General features: G+C 51.1%; 21 protein-coding genes. 2 read left to right on the top strand and 19 right to left on the bottom strand.

The features are described 5' to 3' along the window. Nucleotides 1–2: 2 nt before the first annotated feature. From bioC to bioB, 4 genes are read right to left on the bottom strand one after another with little or no spacing between them, the layout of a single operon-like run. On the bottom strand, nt 3–875 hold the full coding sequence (gene bioC, locus METH5_RS0108370) for a malonyl-ACP O-methyltransferase BioC (protein ID WP_029148076.1): 873 nt from the start codon (nt 873–875) through the stop codon (nt 3–5). Further along, nucleotides 875–1,666: a pimeloyl-ACP methyl ester esterase BioH gene (gene bioH, locus METH5_RS0108365; RefSeq protein WP_029148075.1), complete on the bottom strand. Its 792-nt coding sequence runs from the start codon at nt 1,664–1,666 to the stop codon at nt 875–877. The genes bioC and bioH overlap by 1 nt, the downstream gene beginning before the upstream one ends. Then, nucleotides 1,663–2,847 carry an 8-amino-7-oxononanoate synthase gene (bioF, locus tag METH5_RS0108360; protein WP_029148074.1) on the bottom strand — a complete coding sequence of 395 codons (1,185 nt, stop codon included), beginning with the start codon at nt 2,845–2,847 and terminating at the stop codon, nt 1,663–1,665. Before bioF ends, bioH begins: the two co-directional genes overlap by 4 nt. After that, nucleotides 2,847–3,878, bottom strand: coding sequence for a biotin synthase BioB (gene bioB / locus METH5_RS0108355; protein WP_369758902.1), 1,032 nt, complete (start codon nt 3,876–3,878; stop codon nt 2,847–2,849). Before bioB ends, bioF begins: the two co-directional genes overlap by 1 nt. Nucleotides 3,879–3,941: 63 nt before the next feature. On the opposite strand from bioB, the gene METH5_RS15215 reads away from it, so the two are divergent. Continuing rightward, nucleotides 3,942–4,703 carry a ComF family protein gene (locus tag METH5_RS15215; protein ID WP_029148072.1) on the top strand — a complete coding sequence of 254 codons (762 nt, stop codon included), beginning with the start codon at nt 3,942–3,944 and terminating at the stop codon, nt 4,701–4,703. Between the two features lie 17 nt (nt 4,704–4,720). Here METH5_RS15215 and METH5_RS0108345 read toward each other — a convergent pair whose 3' ends face one another. From METH5_RS0108345 to METH5_RS0108270, 15 genes are all read right to left on the bottom strand, one after another. Next, complete coding sequence (locus METH5_RS0108345) at nt 4,721–5,929, bottom strand: lipopolysaccharide assembly protein LapB (protein WP_029148071.1); 1,209 nt, start codon at nt 5,927–5,929, stop codon at nt 4,721–4,723. A gap of 20 nt (nt 5,930–5,949) precedes the next feature. Further along, a complete protein-coding gene (locus METH5_RS0108340; protein ID WP_029148070.1) occupies nt 5,950–6,840 on the bottom strand; it encodes an ExeA family protein in 891 nt (296 codons plus the stop codon). A gap of 8 nt (nt 6,841–6,848) precedes the next feature. Continuing rightward, on the bottom strand, nt 6,849–8,621 hold the full coding sequence (gene mshL / locus METH5_RS0108335) for a pilus (MSHA type) biogenesis protein MshL (RefSeq protein WP_029148069.1): 1,773 nt from the start codon (nt 8,619–8,621) through the stop codon (nt 6,849–6,851). 71 nt (nt 8,622–8,692) lie between these two features. Then, a complete protein-coding gene (locus METH5_RS14860) occupies nt 8,693–9,109 on the bottom strand; it encodes a hypothetical protein (RefSeq protein ID WP_232410988.1) in 417 nt (138 codons plus the stop codon). A gap of 1 nt (nt 9,110) precedes the next feature. Then, nucleotides 9,111–9,830 (bottom strand): type II secretion system protein GspM, encoded by a 720-nt coding sequence (gspM, locus tag METH5_RS0108325; RefSeq protein ID WP_029148068.1) that lies wholly within the window; start codon nt 9,828–9,830, stop codon nt 9,111–9,113. A 12-nt stretch (nt 9,831–9,842) separates the two neighbouring features. After that, the gene (locus METH5_RS0108320) at nt 9,843–10,694 is read right to left on the bottom strand and encodes a PilN domain-containing protein (RefSeq protein WP_029148067.1); all 852 of its coding nucleotides are present in this window, start codon (nt 10,692–10,694) and stop codon (nt 9,843–9,845) included. Continuing rightward, the gene (locus METH5_RS0108315) at nt 10,691–11,629 is read right to left on the bottom strand and encodes a hypothetical protein (RefSeq protein WP_029148066.1); all 939 of its coding nucleotides are present in this window, start codon (nt 11,627–11,629) and stop codon (nt 10,691–10,693) included. Before METH5_RS0108315 ends, METH5_RS0108320 begins: the two co-directional genes overlap by 4 nt. Nucleotides 11,630–11,906: 277 nt before the next feature. Beyond that, nucleotides 11,907–14,894 (bottom strand): DUF6701 domain-containing protein, encoded by a 2,988-nt coding sequence (locus tag METH5_RS15895; protein ID WP_232410987.1) that lies wholly within the window; start codon nt 14,892–14,894, stop codon nt 11,907–11,909. 91 nt (nt 14,895–14,985) lie between these two features. Further along, complete coding sequence (locus METH5_RS0108300; protein WP_029148064.1) at nt 14,986–15,438, bottom strand: hypothetical protein; 453 nt, start codon at nt 15,436–15,438, stop codon at nt 14,986–14,988. Further along, on the bottom strand, nt 15,435–16,187 hold the full coding sequence (locus METH5_RS0108295; RefSeq protein WP_036307737.1) for a prepilin-type N-terminal cleavage/methylation domain-containing protein: 753 nt from the start codon (nt 16,185–16,187) through the stop codon (nt 15,435–15,437). The genes METH5_RS0108300 and METH5_RS0108295 overlap by 4 nt, the downstream gene beginning before the upstream one ends. 16 nt (nt 16,188–16,203) lie before the next feature. After that, entirely contained in the window at nt 16,204–16,824 is a 621-nt protein-coding gene (locus METH5_RS0108290; RefSeq protein WP_029148062.1) for a prepilin-type N-terminal cleavage/methylation domain-containing protein, read from the bottom strand. Nucleotides 16,825–16,856: 32 nt separating this feature from the next. Beyond that, nucleotides 16,857–17,327: a Tfp pilus assembly protein FimT/FimU gene (locus METH5_RS0108285; protein ID WP_029148061.1), complete on the bottom strand. Its 471-nt coding sequence runs from the start codon at nt 17,325–17,327 to the stop codon at nt 16,857–16,859. Between the two features lie 11 nt (nt 17,328–17,338). Next, nucleotides 17,339–17,779: a type II secretion system protein gene (locus METH5_RS15970; protein ID WP_029148060.1), complete on the bottom strand. Its 441-nt coding sequence runs from the start codon at nt 17,777–17,779 to the stop codon at nt 17,339–17,341. 150 nt (nt 17,780–17,929) lie between these two features. Then, nucleotides 17,930–19,144 carry a type II secretion system F family protein gene (locus tag METH5_RS0108275; RefSeq protein ID WP_029148059.1) on the bottom strand — a complete coding sequence of 405 codons (1,215 nt, stop codon included), beginning with the start codon at nt 19,142–19,144 and terminating at the stop codon, nt 17,930–17,932. A 20-nt stretch (nt 19,145–19,164) separates the two neighbouring features. Beyond that, nucleotides 19,165–20,817 carry a GspE/PulE family protein gene (locus METH5_RS0108270; protein WP_036307734.1) on the bottom strand — a complete coding sequence of 551 codons (1,653 nt, stop codon included), beginning with the start codon at nt 20,815–20,817 and terminating at the stop codon, nt 19,165–19,167. A 142-nt stretch (nt 20,818–20,959) separates the two neighbouring features. Here METH5_RS0108270 and trmL point away from each other — a divergent pair, with 142 nt between their 5' ends. Next, a complete protein-coding gene (gene trmL / locus METH5_RS0108265; RefSeq protein ID WP_029148057.1) occupies nt 20,960–21,424 on the top strand; it encodes a tRNA (uridine(34)/cytosine(34)/5-carboxymethylaminomethyluridine(34)-2'-O)-methyltransferase TrmL in 465 nt (154 codons plus the stop codon). Nucleotides 21,425–21,589 lie beyond the last annotated feature (165 nt).

The following is a 21,589-nucleotide window of genomic DNA, read 5'->3' as shown; positions in this document are numbered from 1 at the left end:
GTTTACCTTAGGCTGTCTTTACGCGGCATAAACTGCACCGGACTGCTACCCGGCGCGGTGTAAGGCTGGCTACCGGTCCAGGCATGTACAAACACCACTTCGTAGGTGGCTGGCAATTTACCCTCACGCCTAAACACCTCATAGCCTTGGCGCAATTGCTGCAAAAATCCTTTGCCGCTCAAGCCTTTGGCACGGCCAGCAGTGGCATTATGCGCACCAATCGCTTTGAGGTCGCGCATCACAGATTCAACGCTATCGTAAGTCAGTGTGTAGTGCATCACATCCAGCACCGGCGCGCTAAAGCCTGCGCGTGTCAGCGCATCGCCAATATCATGCATATCAATAAAGCGACTGACATGGGTATGCTCGGCGCCAGAAGCGGCACGCAACTCTTTGAGCGTATCCGGGCCCAATGTGGCAAACATCAGCAAGCCATTGGGGCGTAATACACGCCTAAACTCCTGCAACACGGTATCCATGTCGTTACACCATTGCACGGCGAGGTTGGACCACACCATATCGACACTGGCAGTAGCCAAAGGTAGCGACTCAATATCACCACAAACAAAACGTGGTTGTGATTGCCAGGGTTTATACCAGGGAAATAATGCGCGACTACGTGCCAGCATGCCTTCGGCGATATCCAGCGCAATGCCTTGTGCCTGTTTAAACTGTTTGAGTAGTGTATGCAAACCATGCCCGGTGCCACAACCAGCATCGAGAATAATGCCAGGGGCGAGTTTGACTACGTCCAGGCGGCTCAGCATTTCTTCACGTACCTGGCGTTGTAAAATGGCAGCTGCATCATACTGTTTGGCGGCACGATGAAACGACTCCCGCATGCGCGACTTGTCGATTTGGTAAACGTCCTGCATTAGCTACTCACTTGTTGCGTGGCTTGGTCATCGGCCATAAAGGCCTCAACTGACTCACAGAAAGCATCTGCATGCGACAAAAACGGCGCATGTGCTGCCCCGGCAATCACGCGCAACTGTGCACGCTGCATATGCATGGCCAGCCAATGCGCAGCGGTCACTGGCGCCAGCGTATCGCGGTCACCATGAATCAGTAAGGTCGGCTGAAACAAACGGCTCACCTCTTCACGCAAATCAGTGTGCAGCAAAATATTGAGCGCCTGATTCAGGTTTTCTTGCGTGGGCGTCGGTTTGGCCGCAAAAGCAGTGCGTAACTGGCGCACGGTCGCGCGGGCATCTTTGGCATGCATACATTGCAGGGTCAAAAAATTCAGCAAGGTCGCATTAAAATCTTGCTCAAAACGCTGATTAAATTGCTCAAAGTGGCGTGCTGCAATACCATGCGGCCAATCAGGTTTGCTGACAAAACAAGGGTTGGTGCCGACCAGAATCAACTTTTCAACGCGATCGGGCTGGTTGAGCGCAATCTGCTGTGCGATCAGGCCGCCCAGCGACCAGCCCAGAATTGTCGACACTCCAGGAATCTCTTCGGCCACCGTTTCGGCCAGGCTGTGCAAATGGTAAGGGTAAACCGGACGACTTTGACCCATGCCTGGCAAATCGACCAAAAATAAACGGTAGTTGGCAGACAAGCGTTTAACCACGCGCTCCCAGACTGCGCTGTTCATCGCCCAACCATGCAGCAACACCAACGGTTTGCCCTGCCCCATGATTTCGATAAAACAACTCATTCCTGTGCCCTGGCTGGAATGTCGCGCTCGGCAGCATGTAATGCGTCAATGAGCGCCCGCACATGGGCTTCACTGTGCGCAGCAGACAACGAAATGCGCAAACGTGAGGTATTCGCAGGCACCGTCGGCGGACGAATGGCAGGCACCAGAATGCCGCGTGCCTGCAGGTATTGGCTCAGAGCCAATGCCTCGTGCGTATCGCCCACGACCAACGGCTGAATCGCCGTTTCAGAAGGCAGTAAGTGCCAGCGTGTCAGTGACAACTCACTTTTGAGCAAGGCAATCATGTCAAATAATTGCTTTCTGCGCGCATCCCCATGCTCGATCTCTTTGACCGAGGCCAGCAAGGCAGCTGACAACGGTGGCGGCGCCGGTGTGGTATAGATATAGCTATTGGCGTATTGAATCAGGTAGTCGATGACAATTTTTTCGCCAGCAACAAATGCTCCGGCCACGCCCGCGGCCTTGCCCAGCGTGCCCATCATGATTAAACGTGATGACTGTAAGCCCAGGTGTTTGAGTGAGCCACGACCTTGTGGTCCCAGTACGCCAAACCCGTGTGCATCGTCCACGTAAAGATAAGCATTGTAACGTTCGCACAACCTAAGGTAATCGGCCAGCGGCGCAAGATCACCATCCATGCTGAACACGGCATCGGCAGTCACCAGTTTGTGGCGCGCCGTGCTGGCTTGCAGTAGTTTTTCAAGTGCTGCCACATCGTTGTGCGCAAAGCGGTGGTGCGTGGCACGCGATAAAAAGGCGCCATCATTAAGGCAAGCATGATTGAGCTTATCCGAAAACACGGCATCGTCTCGCCCCATCAGCGCACTGATGACGCCGATATTGGCCATATAACCAGTCGAGAACAGCAAGGCCGCTGGTTGACCGACAAACGTCGCCAATGCCTGCTCCAGCTGGTCGTGATAACGGTGATGGCCGGTAATCAGGTTAGAAGCGCCACTGCCCACCCCGGCCTCTGCCGCAGCCGCTTGCAACGCAGTAACCAGCGCGGCATCGTTGGCTAGGCCCAGGTAATCATTGCTGCAAAACGACAGAAAAGGCTGGCCGTTAGCCGTAATATGCTCGGCCTGCGGCGAATCGAGCAAACGGCGTTGCCGCATCAGGCCCAGTGTTTGCCGCTTATCAAGGTCGGCCTGCAAATCATCCAGCAAATTGCTCATTAAATTTTCTTCAAGCCCAGTTTGGCAAATAAACTGTTATCGGATTCGACTTCTGGGTTACCGGTGGTCAGTAACTTTTCACCGTAGAAAATACTGTTGGCACCGGCGTGAAAGCACAAAGTTTGCACTGCCTCGCCCATGCTCTGGCGGCCTGCTGACAAACGCACAAAGCTGGTTGGCATGGTGATACGTGCAATCGCAATCGTGCGTACAAATTCAAGCGGGTCCAGTGGCTCGGTGCCATGCAAAGGCGTGCCTTCTACTTGGGTCAGCAAGTTAATCGGCACACTCTCTGGTGGTTGCTCCATATTAGCTAACTGCGCCACCAGGCCTGCACGCTGGGCACGGTTTTCACCCATGCCGATAATGCCGCCACTACACACATTGATATTCATGCTGCGCACACGGTCCAAGGTATCCAGGCGATCCTGGTAAGTCCGCGTGGTGATCACGTCACCGTAAAACTCTGGCGCGGTGTCCAGGTTATGGTTGTAATAATCGAGGCCTGCCTCTTTCAATTGCTCGGCTTGGCCATCTTTTAACATACCCAGGGTGGCGCAGGTTTGCAGCCCCATGGCCTTGACTTCAGAAATCATTTTTAGCACCGGGTCCAGGTCACGCTGCTTGGGGCCACGCCAGGCAGCACCCATACAGAAGCGGCTGGCACCACTGTCTTTGGCGGCTTTAGCCGCGGCCAACACGTCATCCAGTTGCATCAGCGGCTCATTATCCACTTCGGTGTGGTAACGCGCGGCTTGTGGGCAATAGCCGCAATCTTCAGAGCAGCCCCCGGTTTTAATCGACAGCAAAGTGCTCACTTGCACCGCATTCGGGTCAAAGTGCTCTCTGTGCACGGTATGGGCACGGTGCAGCAAGTCATTGAATGGCAACTCAAACAGTGCCATGATGTCTTCTACCCGCCAGCGCTCAACCGTAGGATGGCAAGCAGCCGAAGGTTTCAAGCCATCCAGATTGATGACGGAGGTTTGCATTTCGCTGCCACAACCGGCAACAGAAGTTTGTTGTTCCATAAACACCACGCAATAAAATTGTATGAATAATCCGGCCGAATTATATGTTGTTTAAAATATGACGTGAAAAAATTTTACAACAGATTAAAATTTAATCACACACTCTTTTATCACCAGTGCCAGCAATGGCTGGGTGCAACTTTGCCTTGCGTGCTGTGTGATGCGCCAGCCACTGCCCGCAACCAGCTTCAAGATGGGCTGTGTGCACATTGCGTTGCCACCTTGCCATGGTATACCTCGACGCGTTGCCCGCAATGCGCGCTGCCTACCGTTGCAGGCACGTTATGCGGTATTTGCCTGCAACATGCGCCAGCCTTTGATCGCACACTTGCGCCATTTCGTTACGCCTACCCACTCAACAGGCTGCTGCATCAATTTAAATACCATCAACAATTGGCATTGGGCAATCTGCTGGCTAATAGCCTGCTCACACAGCTGACAACCTTAGCGGCTACAGAACGGCCGCAGATCATGATGGCCATGCCCATGCATCTCAATCGCGTCAAAGAACGCGGGTTTAATCATGCGCTAGAGTTGGCAAAACAGGTGCATCAGCACAGCGGTATAGCATTAGACATAGAAGGATGCATACGCGTGCTTGATACGCCAACGCAAGCTGGCATGGATATGAAAACCAGGACGCGCAATTTACGCGGCGCATTTGCAACGCACAAACCATGGCAAGGCCAGCATGTGATGATTGTGGATGACGTGATGACCACCGGCGCCAGCATGCACGCCGTGGCCAGGGTGTTAAAGCAGGCAGGGGCTACGCGGGTAACCGCGCTGGTGCTGGCACGGACATTAAAAAGTGATGACCCCTGACCATGCCAAGGTGGCCGTTATTCACTACGCACCACGGCCGTGCCACCTAATTGACGGATACGCTGCCCGACGAACTCCGACAAGCGCTCACTTAAGGGCAGGTTATAAGCCAATTGCAATTGCTGCAAAGCCGGTGCAGGCTGGCCCGCCGCTTGCAGAGAAATCGCATACGCCACAATCCATTGCGCATGCCCTGGCCGCAATATAGTTGCGCGCTCAAAGTGAGGCAAGGCCGCCGCATGTTGCCCACTTTGTTGATACGCCATGGCCAACATCCATTGTGACTCTGCATCTTGTATCAATAGGTTGGCGACCGGTTTGAGCGTTTGCAACACCGCGTCGGGCTGGCCATGTGCCAACTGCCATTTGGCCAGCGACTTAGATAAACCAATTTGCCCCGGAAACTGCTTGATACCACTTTGCAACACAGCCACCGCCTCAGCTTCTTGCCGGGACTCAAACAAATAAGCCGCCAGTAGCTGCCGTGCATCTTCAGATTGCGGATAGCTCACCAACGCCTGGCGCAAAATGGCCAGTGCTTCATTCAAGCGGCCTTTCTGCTCCTGGTCTACCGCACGTTGAATCTGCAAATTCACCTCTTGGTCTGGGCGAATCTGTTTGTTAACCACCCCTCTGGGGCCAGACTCATCATCATTATTTTTCGCGAGTTTGGGTGTGTTGCCAGCGCCTGATGATGGCTCAATCGCAGTCACCACCAAATTAGCCGCTGCACTATCAGCAGGGTTAATCGTAAACTCACCTTCCACCTGTGGCCGCAATGCGATCTTGGTGCTCGCAGGTTTGGCGACCATTGGCGCGGCCAGGGCTGTGTCCGTGGCCGGTTTTTGCCATGGGCTAAATAAGGCCTTGGTTAGCTGCGGAGGCGCCCAGGCTGCATTATTTAGCGCCACTGGCGCGTGCTCAACCGGCAATGATGCAACCGCTGTGATTGCGGGTGCAGGCACAACAGGCGTCGCCGTCGCCACTAACACCGCAGCATGGGTGCGCACCGGAGCCGGGGCAAAGCGAGCCATGAACATGGGCCAATTCACCAGCAAACAGCCAATCACGATCAATAGCAACAGCGCCCATCGCAACTTGCTGCCCCAGGCCGCAGCAGAACCTTGGTGGCTAAGCACTGGCTTGACTTGCCCGGCCCAGCCATCGGTGGCGGCCGCCCCTTGGCGCGCCTCAACGTTTTGCAATACCTGATTAATTAAACTCAAGTGCTTCCCCAATATGAAAACTAACGACCCAGACCAGCCAGGGCCGTATGCAGCGTCAGCCACCATTTAAAACCGTGGCCCAGCCAGCGATGCTGTGCTTTGACACTGGCCTGTGTGTCCATAATCGCCGCCCTGACATCTTCAGCCGACACGCCTTGCTGGCCGCGGCCAAACGCGGACAACAATGACTTATGCGCCAGGATATTAAGCAAACGCGGAATACCATTGGCATAGCGATAGAGCAAACGCAGGCTGGCGGGCGTAAAAATCATGCCGCCCTGATAACCGGCAATATGCATGCGATGATTCAGATAAAACCCTAATTCTGACCAGTGCAAACCTTTGAGGTGATACTCAAAGCCAATGCGTTGGCGTAACTGGCGAATGGACGGGTGATTAATACGCTCTTCCAGCTCTGGCTGGCCAAAAATCACCACTTGTATCAATTTGCGTTTTTCGGTTTCGAGGTTACTCAACAGGCGCAAGGCTTCCAGGGTTTCCAGCGGCATGGCCTGCACTTCATCCAGGCACACCACCACATGCCGGCCTTCGTCAGCAAAGGTAAGCAGCTTGCGGTTAAGCGCATCTATCATGTCGTGATGGGTAAAGTCTGGTTTAAACGCCACGCCAAATTCGGTGGCTAACGTCATTAACAAGGCGTGCGGGTCCAGGTAAGGATTAGGAATAAACGCCACTTTGCAGCCGGGTTCAAGCGCCTTGAGCAGGCGGCGGCACAGCAAGGTTTTGCCAGTGCCCACTTCACCGGTAATCTTCACAAAGCCTTCGCCAGATTGAATCGCAATCAACAGCGTATTCAGCGCCTCTTGCAGGCTACGCGTTGCATAATAAAAACTGGTATCCGGCGTGATGGTAAATGGATACTCCTTCAACCCAAAGTGCTGCAGGTACATGCCCGCTCCTAAAAACTGCTATCGCTCTTCAGCTTCTCAACCCGGTCCTGGCTATCAAGCATATCTTGCGCCCAGCTTTCGCCACTGCGCACCACGGTAGATTTCAGCAAAATCACCAGTTCGGTTTTGATGCTGCTTTGATCCTTTTGGCGGAACAGGTTACCCAGGAATTTCACATCGCCCAAGCCCGGCACTTTGGTGCGCGTATTGTCGACAGATTCCTGCATCAGACCGCCAATCGCAATCACGCTGCCATCTTTGGTGCGCACTATGCTGTCAGTTTCATTAATGTTGGAAGACGCCGTCGGGATGGTATACGTGCCGCCGTTAGCGCTAGACAAGGTCACAGTTCTATTCACCTGCGTCACTTCGCTGATAAATGGATGCACGTGCAAGGTAATATTATCGTCTTTATCAATCTGCGGCGTCACATCCAGTGAAATACCGGAAAAATAGGGTTGCAGCTGAATATCCGGTGTCACAATCGCACCACCCGTTGTGGTGGTCACATTGGTTTTCACGTTCGTCACATAAAAAGCGTCGTTACCCACCTTGAGCACCGCTTTTTGGTTGTTAATGGTCGCAATGCGCGGGCTAGACAGCACCTCGACATTACCCTGAGTTTCCAGAAAATTCAGCAAGGCTGAAAACCCTTTGCCTTGCACGGCCAGCGCAAACATCGAGCCACCCAGAGAAGTCACCGAATTATTACTCAAAGCGCCGGGCTCTGTCGTAGTCACAACGCCATTGGTCAAATCACCAGTTTCACTCAGTGAGGCATTACCGTTGATGTTACCAAAAGTCACGTCGCGGCCACGCGTATGTCTGGCTGCAGCCCAGTTAATGCCCTGTTGCGAGTTTCTGTTCAACTGCACTTTGATGATTTTTGCTTCCAGAATCACCTGACGGTCAACCGTAACCTGCATCAGGCTTAAAAACTTTTCAACCTGGCGGATTTCTTTAGGCATGGCTTTCACCATGATCAAGCCAGATTGGGCATTGATAATCACTTTGCGGCCACTTTCTTCGCCAATCAGACTACTCAGCGAGGCGGCAATTTCTTCCCAAAAATCATTATTGGTACGCATGCTCACATCTGAAGCATACACTTGCAGGTTAGACGCACCCGAAGCGCCGCTACCTGTAGTGCCCGTACTACCCGTACCGGTGCCGCTCGAGCCTGTCATGGCAGCAGCCTGGCCTGCAACGCCCGCCGCACCACCCGCACCTGAACCACTCGCCGTACCTGAGGTCACGCGGGTCGCAGAAGTGCCTCTGCGTGAGCCGGTAATATAGTTGACTTGAAACACGCGGGTTTGAATCGTTTGCGGCTCAACAAATATTTGTTTGCCGTTCATTTTGTATTCATAGCCATACAAATCACGCAAGGCATTGAGGGCTTCAAACAAAGTCACATCTCGCAAGTTGATTGAAATCTCGCCTTTGAGCTCAGGGCTCAACGCAATGCTGTAAGGGCTGCCAGAAACGATACCCATCAACACCTGCGCGGCAGGCGCTTTGTTCACCACTAGGTCAAACCGCGGCTCAACGCGTTTGGCCAGCGCTTTTGGCGGCTCAATCTTGAGCGGCTCAAACAACTCATCGGTGACGGCCTTGGGCGGTGGCGCTACCTGCGCTTGCGCCTTGGCAGCAGACGTCGCCAACTCATTTTGAATCTTAGGATTAATCGACACATTGCTTGGGGCAAACGGATTGCTGGTACAACCGACCAATCCGGTACCGATAATCATCAAACCCAAGGTGTTCACGAAAGTTTTCATAGCAGTCTCTCTATTGATGTTCCCTTGCTGCCTCACTAGGTTGAGGTCAGCAAGCGTTTGTCACTTTATTTTCAATCTTTATTTTTCAACTTTTTAGCCTGATTTTTTAATCTTCTTGGCTGGTTTGTCTTATTCATACTGGTTTGCAGTTGCACTGGCTTAATCACACTGGCCAGGCCCATGCCCACCACTTTTTTCTCGCCCAGTTTGCTGACAAATACGGCTTTCTGGTTTTTGACCGAGATCAATTTAAAGCCCTCATAACTGCCGCCCACCTGCACCATTTGGCCGTTAACCACAGCGAAGCCTGCTTTGCCATTGTCTTGTATCGCCGTCAGCTCCCAAGGCTGTTCTGTTTGCGTTTGGGCGTTCGGCAAATACTCCATCACCGAAGCAGGCGGCTTAGTGGGATCTACTACGCCCTCTGCCAAAGCGACCGTCACCTGTGTTGTCCACGCCATGAATAGTGTTGTTAGTAACAAGCGCATGCTAAATCCCCAACCATGCATTTTCACCACTCAGGGTGTAGACCTGAACAGTTAACTCACTTTCAGGATACTCAGCTTTCAGCGCTGCCGTTTCCCAGGCCAAAGTCTGGCCAATCGCTTTTAACGACTGGGCATAAGCCATTAAGGCAAAATATTTGCCTTTAAGCCGCACCTTCACCGCATGCTGATACACATGCGGCACGTTCTTCCACACCTCTTCAGTATTGGCAGGCGCAGCGCTACTTGACGCCGAATCGCCTGGCGGCTGCAATTGTTTTCTTTGCTTTTCAATAAAGTCGACCACCGGCAAAGACTGCATTTCTGCTACTTGTACGTCAGTGTGTTTTTGCAGTAATTTTTTTAGCAATGACACCATCTCTTGTGGCGGCACCATGTAAGAAGACACCTTGACTAAATCAGCGGACTGGCTGGCAATTTTCTGTGTAGTCGCGTCAATATCATGCTGAAACGCATTGCTCGCTGGCTGTGGTGCAGCCTGCGTGGCAATGGTGGTCATTTGCTCGGTCAGTGTGGCGGTATCATTCTGGATTTTAATCATGTCTTGCTGGGTGCTCGCCAGCTGCGCACGCTGTGGCTCCAGCAAAAAAGTATCCATCAAGCCAACCACGGCAAACAAACCAGCCCCAAAAATCATCCAGCGCTCACGCTGGGAAAGCGCTATCCATTTATCGCTGACTGTTTGTAATTGTTCAAATCGCATGCGTCGTTCTCTCTAAGGCTGCTTGGCCGGTGATTGCGTTGTTTGGCGCACAAACTCATCCCAGCTCACCGTGTTTTCGCGCTTCGCCTTGTTTTGCAGGTCTTTCCCTTTCACCTCAAAGGCATACACTTGCAGGGTCACTTCTGCCGCAGGGGCGGAAGGGGCCGCAGCAGGCGATGCTGGCACACCCGGTGCTGCACCGGCACTAGCACTTGCCTCGGTAGCGCCTTTGCCAGCTGGTGCCTCTACAACTGGTGCCGGCGGAGGCACAGGGGTTGGCGCTGGTGTAGCACTCGCCGCAGCTTGTGCTCTGTGCAACTCAACTTGCTTGAACTGAATGCCAGAAAATTGCGTGCCCTCAAAAATACGCTGGGTCGATAACAAGTCCAGATACAAAGGAATATCTTCAGATTGCAACGCCTGCCCGCTGAGTGTCACATGTTGCGCACCCGGCTCAATATTAAAGCCCGTTAACCAAAGCCCAGGCTGCTGCTGAGCAGTGAGCGCACGCATATAATCCACCAGATGGTTAGCCGCCCCAGAGATTGATTGCTGAAAAATAGCCAGAATCTGCGACTGCATCTCAAAGCGGGCATTAAGACTTTTCAGCGTAGCTTCAAGCTTGCTGTTATCTATCGGCGTCACGTGCTGGGCAAATTGATCCACCTTTTTTTGCGTGGTTTCATATTGCGTCACAGCCTGATTACGCTGCGTTTGCAACTGTGCGTTTTCAGCCTGCAGGCCGGTAAACAGGTAAAACATCACGCCAGCTGCCAGAACATAAATGGCCGCAACCACAGGGAGCGTGAACCAGTCTTTAGATTTAACCAGCCCGCCGTCAAACAGGTTAATTTGCTGACTCATGCCGCCATCTCCTGGCGTAAGGCAGCGCCTAATGCAGGCAATAACATGGCTTGTTTTTCCAGGCTGGAGAAATCCTGATCGGCTGGCAACTCGACAATGTCTTCCAGGTTAAACACATTTACCGGCACATAGAGGCTAGAGCTCAAGCCACTGACCAGGTAATCGCGATTAGAGACCGGCGCTACCACCAGGCGATTCAGGCTCAAATAAGGAAACTGGCGGTCAAAACTATCCAGCGAGCGCTGTAACTCAAGTACCAGCTTGTCAAAGTTAGCTTTAAACAGCTCACCGCGGTCATTCAAAAAATCGCGGTCAAGCTCAATCAAACGCGCATGATACAACTCGCCTTTGGCGGTGAATGTCAGCAAACATCCGCGTGGCAAAATACTGAGCATCACCAGCGCTCTATCTTCATGCTCCAGCAAATGGGCAATATTGCGCTGCACCAGCGCATGCACATCCACCGACTTCACGTTAAAACCCGCTTCAGCCAAATGGTTACCCATTGCAGAAACGGTGGCTTTTTTAGCGCAAATTGCCAGCATCAGCGGCTGGCGATTAGCATAAGACGGGTCTACCGGCACATCAATGCCATCCACCACCGCTTGTTCGACTGAATAATCCAGCAAGCCTTTCAGCTTCCAGCGCAACGCCGGTTTTACCTCGTTGTCCGGCATATTCGGCTTATCAATTTGCACAATATTGTATTGATCAACATTCAATACAATATTGCACGGCAAGGTCTTAAGGTCATTTTTGGTCACAAAGTGACGCAATGTGGACGTTGCATGTAGTGGCACCTGCTCAACAGCGGCAAATGAGACCACCGGCTTGGCCCCTTCGGATGGTGGCGTCACGGCGACAGTACTCACGTGCATATCAGTGACACTGATACCCACTTGCTGCTTATTCTTTTGTCGTTTAAACCATTCCATGGCGACGCATCCGTCTTTCTAAATAATTTTTTTATTTAAAATCAATGTATAACAATCAAAACTTCAAGCTATATCATAGCTTAGTATACACAAAAAATTCACCCGGTGAAGCCATCATCATGTGCGCAAAATGACTGATGCTTCGCAAGAGGTCTGCATACTGCTTTGTTAACTCTTTATAGTTCATTTTAATAAGAGCAACTTTAGTGCCTGCTTTGCCGCTTTAAAGCAACGATAAAAAGAACAAAACCACCTGATTTAGGTGGTTTTGTTATCGCTAGAAGTTTTCTCGCATGTAGATAATGGGCGCTTTATAGACGCCGAAGGTGGCGCGACCCACCGGGTCTGCACCAAACCAGTTCCGCATGCCCGCGGTTCCAGCGATCGCATTTGATTGCGTAGTGCCGGGGCCAACACAGGTTTGATCCCCGCCTGCATCTTCAAAATTCAGCTCCAGATTCACACTACCTGTATTGGGCGTATTGCCCGACACACCAGGCGCGCTTAATCGCAAACTCATTTTGCCTTGAATCATGGACGTGCTCCCACTCAACACCGTTTCACAGGCGTTCAAGTTGCCCCTGTAGCTCAAGGTTGGCATCGCAATGGTCTTGATATCAAAAGTGGTACAACTATCGTCGGTACTCCGCCTGTAGCCGGTAGAACTCCAATATTGCGCCTCAAGGGGTACTGTAAGCGGCAGCAGCTCAGACCCATGCACAGGGGTGATGGCGAGACGCCCATAGCGGAACGGCACAGTATTGGCGATAGCAAATGGAGAGGTCGCTGTGGTGACACCATCGGTGTCTTGCACTTGTGTACGTACGGTGACTATTTGTTCGTTAATCGGTACATTTGAGCGTGGCACATAAAACTTGGCATTCATCGCTGCAACCCCAGCCGCCCAACTCCCAATCAACGAATTGGTCGCCGTGCTGCGTGTTAAAGCCACAGTCGTCAACGGCGGGTTAGTCGTAAAGTTAAAGTTAGCCCATACAGCAGGATCAAACTTGGCATAACTACCCACATAGTTTTGAGTCGTCGCGGGGGTTAAACTGCCATTGGTGGCCGTGATTGTAAACGGAACCTCCAGCGCGGCTCTACTAGTAGTATCTTGCCCGTAATAGGCAAACGCGCCGCACGCCCTGACCACAGTACCTGTGGTAATTTCAAATCTATCGGGGATAAAGCGTCCAAAATAATAGGTCTCACCAGTGTTGCCAAAATTGCAGCCATACTTTTTCGGTGTGTTAACGAGATCTTCGTTGGCAAACGAACCTACGATGCAATCCCCATTCGTAATATCCGCCAAGGCATAAGTATCATCATAAACGTCACTCGTTTTGAACTTAAAGTGGCCAACCTCGCTATATTGAAAGGCTTTGGTGCCCGTGCTCACGCCATACACTGCCTGAGGAAAAGCACCCGTGACGACGCCCACAGTCGGCGCACCTGGATGTGCTACTAATGGCACATAAGGATCATTTTGCACTTTTGCCCTAATTTTTGGCGTCCCGTTATACCCTGACTCACTACTGCTGGCACTCAGACTAAAGGGATCTCTGGCAGCCCGGAATCTGGTCGTTGTAGAGTCAGACGGCGTAGCGGCAGACGTTGTTTGCAGCGCATCACTGGAAGTCACGCTGAGAGATAGCGGACGCACCGTGAAGTTATCTGACGAGCAACCTGTTTTAGCTAGGCCCAAATCGCGCACCCGGCACCGGAGTTTGGGATAAGCAACCTTTGGATAGCCTCCGGTGAGCGCATCAGATGCAGTAAATGTCACTTTTTTGCGGCCATTATCAGAGGCCGCAAAAGTCACTAACTTAGTGGCCACAATATCCGTCAGGGCTGTACTGCAAGTATTAGTATTTCCACTCTCAACAACTAAATCCACCGTGAGCCCGGTCACAGAGTTATAACCGCTAGACTGTGCTCCGTTGGCAAGTAAAGCAACCACATCCACATCAAAATCTCTACCCAGCAACTTGGTATAAAGCGGATTGCGCCCCGAACTAGTATAAGTGAGCGCATTTTCCATACACTCAAATGTATTCACACACGGCGTATTGGTAAAAGTAAAACTGCAGCTCTGTGAACTGGTGGCAGTGTTCCAGCACTTCACGCCACTCAATGGTGTTTTAGTCAGCCCACTCACGCCCAACGTATAGGTGGCTGCGGCACTGCCTTGCATCGTGACAGTACCAATTGACTGACTAGACCCTAATGTAAACGGATCCGGTGTATCGGTCACCGTTGGTGTGGTTGGTGACACTGTCAGGCTGCCTTTTAATTCCCCCGAACTCACCAACTGATTATCCGGGCAAGGCACGGTGGAGGATAAACAAGCCAGCACTTTCACTTCGGTTGGGCATAGCGTCGCAGTCCCCGCATGGCGAATCTCAAAATGGTCGTAATTAGGTACAAAAGTGGAGCCAACCACAAAGTCGTAACTAAAGGTGTAAATACCAACCGACGTAAAATCATACTCAATGGCAACGCCGGTATCAATTTTTACGGTTGATAACGTGTCACTTAAAGAACTTGTTTTGGCGATGGCACAAGCATTGGAACTTGTGTTGGTCCAAAAGGAATCCCATGCACCCACGCAGTAGTGATCAAAGCTACGATTACGCTCCCTGAACGACTCAACAACATCCAGGTTGGCTGGCAAGCTGTTGCTCGAAGGGCATGGGGCATTGGTATTGCCTGACAATGGATAAGTACCGACAATTTGCTTGCCATTGGTATCCACATAGCGCACACCGCAACCACGGTCATCACCACCCAAATAAGTATCGACTGCATGATAATAGCGCACTGGATTAGAGCTGCTCACAGGGTAACCCACAGGAATCACTAACGTGACTTCAGCAGTCACGTAATCTAGTGGATAAGTGTACTTCCAGTTGACAGTCACGCTAGGGCCTGCAATTAAAGTGCTAAAACGTGGCGCACTAAATTGAGATGTGGTGCTTTGCGTCACCCCTTGGGAAACAGTCGCCGGGGTGGGCGTTGAAACTGTACGATTAATATAAGCCGTGGGTGTGAGGCTATTTGGAAAACCAAAATGGTCAGGGCCAATCAGACCACCATTGGCCCTTAGGTAAATACCGTTATCAAGCAGTGTATTACTGGGCACAGCAGTGGGGCTATACAACTGGCCAGTATTATCTAGCCTACGGACTTGAATCTGCGTTGTATCTTCAATGTAAGTACGCAAACCATTATCTGTAGTAGATCCACCGCCAGAGTTTAGCTGCACAACTGCTGCGTGGAGGCCAGTTGAGAAACATAGCCACAACACCCAACACAAAAGTATTTTTTTAGTGAATCCGTTCACTACGTATTCCTTGTTAGTTACATTCCTCAACAGGCGGGCCGCTATATAAGCATCGGCTGAGTGTCACCGCAATTTGTCGCTCTATTCTGTCTTGGGCACCAACCGCACCTATCGAAGCAGTTGAAGTAATGCTATAAATGCCAATATCCTGCGTAGTGCCTTTATCTTGAAGCACACTCCGACTACACGTGACAGACACACTAAAGTTATTAATCGTGAGTGTCGTTGGTGAGGCGATACACCCTTGCATCCCGACAGAGCCGGGTGACAGTACCTGATAAGCCGCCCACTCTACCCCTGCTCTGGCCGCTAAATAAGCATTGGCACCTTGCACGTCTTGTATCGTGCCCATTTGTGCCAGCAACGACAACCGCATGGAATACCCCACCAGTGCTGCAAGAGTCACCAGTAAAAATATTGCCACAGGCAACATAAATCCCTTTGCGCGATAAGCAATACTTTTCATGGCGAGTTCACCACATTAATCAAGTTAACCAACCTGGCTACACCACCGTTTTTCTGTAATGTAAGTTGTGCGGTGACCACGCTTGAGTGCTGCATCACACCCTCAGTGTAGGTAAAACTGCACTCGGTGACATCCTCAACCACAACGTTAGCGTTCGCCCCGTTAAAGTTCGCCGGGTGCGCAGAAGGGATGGCAATATTGCTCACCATTAATAAGCGCCGGTTTGCCACGTCGCACACATACGCCACCGCACCGTTGACGATATAAAAACGGCTACCAGGAGATGGCAAAGGAAAAAGGTTGCCCGCGAATGTCACAGAACCGACGTTGGCGCCTGTATTTAGCGCGCGCACATTATTATTAGCGGTTTCATACACATCAGCCCCGGTAATGCCCAGGTTATAAATCACTAACTGGTCACCAGCGTCTACGTTAACGGTTGCACCCAGCACGCGCAAAGTGTGGCTCCCAGCGTCGAAATCATCTTGCTGATAACGCCCCCCTTGCTTAATAGGCACAAACTCGACGTAATCACCCCCGCCAGAAACCCACACACTGTTGGGCAACGCATTACGAATATCGCGCGACATACGGCGCAAGGAAATATCGGCACGGTCGGCCAGCTCGTAATAAGCTTCTGAGTTCACATAGGCAAGGACAGAGTTTTTAATAAAACTGACGGAGATACCGCCCAAAATAGCCATGACGACAATGACAATCACCAGCTCCACCAAGGTGAAACCAGACATCGCCAAGCGAGGCTGCTTAAATTTTCGGCGCATAGCGAACCTTAAAACCGGTTAAGCGTATGGTTGTGTTGGCTGGGCCAGTCACCGTGACGACAATTTGCAAAACAGCTGCTGCTGGCAACCCGGCAAAAGCGCCAGCGCCCCCAGCCTGATTAATCGCCACAGAGGCCGAATAAGCATTGAGGCCCGCAAGTGCAGTTGAACTGCCTATGCGGCAAATACCCGTGCAGCCACCACCTGGCATGGTAAACCCGCCATAATCGGCGACATTATCAAACGGATTAGTGGCGCTGTAACGGCTTTCACCTGCGGGAGAGGGGCCACCTAAGTTGGCTTGCGAAGTGCTGCAATCAGCCGCGCTATTGGCGGTAGACGCATTTGGGTCATCCGGGTCGCAAAAGGTAAAAGGCATTTGCTGGATTTCTTGCATGAGTGATTCAGCAATCGCAATCGCTTGTTTGCGCGCGAGCGGGTCCGCTGAGTGACCGCTCATAAATGCCAGCGCGCCGATCACCCCGGCAATGGCGGTGGTCACAATCACAATAAACACAACCATCTCAACCAGCGAAAAACCGTGATGGTTTTTTTTGCCGGCTGGTATGTGTTTATTATTGTTGTGGTTACCTGTTTTAGTCATATGCGTCACCTGGCTGCTCACCAGGTGGATTGTTAGTGTATGTAACCCGTATTTGCTTCTACCGAAATGCCAACAAATTGCAGTTCATTCTTTTTATTGGTCACTCTATAGGTAGCCAACTCGTTTGGGTCTGCCCGGCCCAAGCCATCAAACCCCAAAGCTTTGTTAGACGACCCAACGATCACACTGTGCGAAAAAGTGAGCACATAGGCGCCAGCGGTTTCCGGGTTAATCACCACTTGCGCCGCGCCACAGTTAGGGTCAAAGCACAGGCTAACCGTATTGGGCTCTACCGCATCGTTGTGTAACACAAACACTTTCTTGCGCTGTGCAATGGCCGTTTTTTGCGCATAACGCAGCGTAGATGAAAGTAAACCCGCGTCGCCGCGGGTTTCGAAGATGTCACCACTAGTGAATCTGGGGGCGGCGACTGCCATCATGATTCCAGTCAGAGCGATCACCACAACCAATTCAACAAGGGTGAATCCATCTGCTTTTATCATAAAAACAAGAATCAACCGCCGCAATTAGCAGCACTTAATGTGGGAGTAGTGACTACACCAGTTGCAGCAGTGTAAATGACTGTACATTGTGCAAAACCGCCTACTGTAAATGTTGCAACCCCACCAACATATCCTGGCTGAAACTGTCCATCTACTTGTTGCAATGCAGAACCAATGCCAGCTGCATCTGCAGTTGGATAACCAACCCCAGCAACGACTGTGACGTTATTCCCATCCATAGGCACTGTAGCTGCATTATTTCCAGCGGCTACCCACGAGGCGCGTGCAAGGTTAGCCGCTGACCGGAGAGATGCAGCAAGACCATTCGCAGCTGCAACGCGTGCATTAGATTGCACGTTAACAAACCTTGGCAAAGCCGTTGCCGCCAAAATACCCAATACTGCAATTACCACTACCAATTCAACCAATGTAAAACCTGCTTGTTTTTTCATTATTCAGACTCCTAATCAAAAAGTCCCTGCCCTTATCATCACAGCGGCAGGTTATAACTGCGTTAATTACCCATCAGCAAAATCTATGCCAGACAATTTTGGTCCATATTCATCACGCTTCACAAACCATTCATATGCCAGAGCAAATGATTAACTACCCTTCAACATAACCGAACTCATATCCCATATCGGCAAGAACACACCCAGAGCTAACACCAACACCAAGGCACCTAAAAAGATAATCAAGATGGGCTCGATTTGCGCACCTAATGTTTTAACGTCATATTCCACGTCAGCTTGATACATATCGGCAACTTCTTGCATCAAATCATCGAGCGAGCCAGACTCTTCGCCCACAGCAATCATCTGCAACACCAGCGGATTAAACACGCCCGTTTGCGTGGCCGTTCTTAAAATCGTCTCACCGCGCTCAATGCCAGCAGACATACTAAGAATTTTGGCGCCGAGGTAATCATTCTCAACTGTCTGTGAAACCAGGCGCAAAGCCGAAAGAATAGGCAAACCGCTACGCGTAGACAAGGCAAAGGTGCGCGCAAACCTGGCCATGGTGCCTTTAAAAATAATTTTGCCCGCAATGGGAATGCGCATTTTGTAGCGATCCCATTGAGCCCGCCCGGCATCTGTACTCGTGTACGTTTTGAACATCCAGACCGCCCCCACAATCATGCCAATCAGCACAAACCAGTAATTACGCATAAAACTGGAAAACGCGATCAATATCTTTGTAATGAATGGTAAATCTGCATGCATGTTGGCAAACACTTTTTCAAACTGCGGAATCACCATCACATTAATCACCACAATGGCAATCGCCATCGCGATGAGTACAAAGGTTGGATATTGCAACGCAGATTTGATTTGCCCGCGCATAAAGCGCTCAAATTCAATGTGCTCAGCCAAACGCAAAAAGATATTGTCGAGGTTACCGGTGCCCTCACCGACACGGATCATGCTGATATAAAAACTATCAAACACCTTAGGGTGCTCAGCCATGGCGACTGACAACTCACGGCCTGAATCCAAACTCACGCGTAGCTGCCCAACCACTTGTGCTAGCTTGGCATTACCCACCGAGCTTTGAATACCTGCCAAGGCACGCATAATCGGTATACCGGCTTTGAGCAGGGTATACATCTGCTTACTGAACAGCATGACATCTAGGCTGGTGACTTTTTCTTCAAACAAATTAAAAGCGACTGCGCCAGCTGCTTTTTGCTTGATTTCAATCGGGGTAATTTTTGAGATGATGAGTGCCGCGCCCAGCGCATCGAGGTCTGTTGCTTCTTGCACGCCGCTGACCATCATGCCATCGTCGGTACGACCTTTGTATTCAAATATCGGCATAGGCGTGGCTTTTTAAAGGGTTACTCTTCAAACTGGTTATCGACACGCATGATTTCATCGAGCGTGGTCTTGCCGTCTAATGCCAGTTGCAAAGACTGGTCGCGCAAGGTCTTGCCTTTAAGTCTTTCGCGCGCTTTTTTGATAAACACATTGGTGTCCGGCATGTTAGCCGCCATCGCCAACTCATCCGTCATTTCTAAAAACTCATATAAACCAACGCGGCCCAAATAACCAGTGCGGTTACAGTGCTGGCAGCCTTTACCATGCCTAAAATTGGTCACCACATCAGGCTGCTGTATCACTTGATTTAACCAAACTGATTCTGACTCGGTTGGCGTGTGCTCGGCGGCACAATGCGGGCAAATGAGCCGCACTAGCCGTTGTGCCAGCACACCCAGCAGCGACATCGCCACCATAAAGCGCGGCACGCCCATGTCGATCAAACGCACGGGGGCGGTTGAGGCGTCGTTGGTATGTAATGTAGAGAGCACCAAGTGGCCGGTCATGGAGGCACGCAAACCGGTTTGCGCGGTTTCTTCGTCACGCATTTCACCCACCAGCACAATATCCGGGTCCTGACGCAAAATGGCACGTAACAGTTTAGGAAAATCCAGCTCGATTTTTTCGTTCACCTGCGTTTGAATAATGCCAGGCAGGCGATATTCCACCGGGTCTTCTACCGTAATGACTTTGGTTTCCGGCGTGTTTAATTCACTCAAGGCAGAATACAACGTAGTCGTTTTACCGCTACCGGTTGGGCCGGTCACCAGCACCATGCCACTCGGTCGGCCGATCATCTTACGAAAACGCGCCAGCAACTCTGGCGGCATACCCAGTTTATCCAGGTTGAAATGGCCGGTATTCTGAATGAGCAACCGCATCACTACCGTTTCGCCATACTGCGTTGGCATGGTAGAAATACGCATATCCACTGCACGGCCCTTCACGGTAAAGCCAAAGCGGCCATCCTGCGGTAAACGTTTCTCAGAAATATCCAGGCCAGCCATAATCTTGAGGCGCATGACCAAAGCAGTCGCAATTTTGTTGTCGGACTGCGTTTGAAAGTGCATCACACCATCAATCCTAAAGCGGATCAGCAGTTTATTTTCTTGCGGCTCAATGTGCACATCAGAGGCACGCACCTGCACCGCGTCTTCAAAAATGGTTTGCAGCAGCTTAACCACTGGCGCATCGTCAATGCCCAGGTCAACGCCCATCAGGCTGGCGAGGTCCACATTGCTGGCGGCCAAGTCTTCTTGCAGCTCTAACGCCAGTGACGAGATTTGTTCGGTTTGGCGATAAGAGCGATCAATCGTCTGCATCAGCAGCGTTTCCTGCACCACCACAATGTCGATGTCGCGCTTGAGCAGCCTGACCAATTCGTCATAAGCATACACATCAGATGGATCAACCATCGCGATCAAGAAACTGTTGGGACGCTCTTCGAGCAAAATAGCGCGGAAACGGCGCGACTGCACTTCGGGGAGTTTTTGAACCTGCTTCACGTCCAGTTCGTACTGGCCGAGGTCCAAAAATGGGATATTCAACTGAGAAGCAACCGCCTCGGCAATTTGCCGCTCGTTGGCGTAGCCTTTTTCAGCAATGACACGACCCAAGCGTCTACCCGTCTTGCGCTGTTCTTCCAGCGCCTGATCGAGCTCAGCTTGAGTCATGAAATTCTGTCTGACCAGAATTTCACCTAATCTAATTTTCTCGGGACGAGCCATGGCGTTTTAATTATTTATCTTGATAGACTTTTCTCGACTATCATATCACTGTCATTCTACCCTTACGTTTGTAAACAAACAGCCAAAAATGTTTCATATCGTGCTTTTCGAACCAGAAATTCCGCCCAACACTGGAAATATCATCCGTTTATGTGCCAACGCAGGCGCCAAACTGCACTTGGTCAAACCATTAGGCTTTGAGTTGTCAGACAAACACCTCAAACGCGCCGGGCTGGATTACCACGAGTATGCCGAGCTCAAAGTGTATGAACACTGGCAAGAATGCCAGCAAGCTTTGCATGACAAACGTATGTTTGCACTCACGACCAAAGGCAGCACGCGGCACACCGATTTGCAATTTGAAGACGAAGATGTGTTTGTATTTGGCCCGGAATCACGCGGCTTGCCCGAAGAGATCCGCGCCCAGTTTGCGCCAGAGCATCGGGTGAGGCTACCCATGCTGCCGCACAGCCGCAGCCTCAACTTATCAAACTCAGCCGCTATTTTGCTTTATGAAGCCTGGCGCCAAACCGGGTTTACTGGCGGCGTGTAATCAAAAGTAACAGGCAAAAAAAGCCCCGATTAAGGGGTAAATCGGGGCAACAGGCCTCATCGTAAAGGCTTCCGCTCAGGGAGGAAAGAAGCGGAAAGATGATTCATCATCATCGTGCTGGTATGAGTATTAGGTGTTTTGAAAAGTTCCGATAATTTATTATCG

The sequence above is a fragment of the Methylophilus sp. 5 genome (assembly GCF_000515275.1).
In the GTDB taxonomy this organism is placed as follows: Bacteria; Pseudomonadota; Gammaproteobacteria; order Burkholderiales; family Methylophilaceae; genus Methylophilus.
Note: the sequence above shows the minus strand (reverse complement) of the source record. Positions and strands in the feature narration are given on the sequence as shown.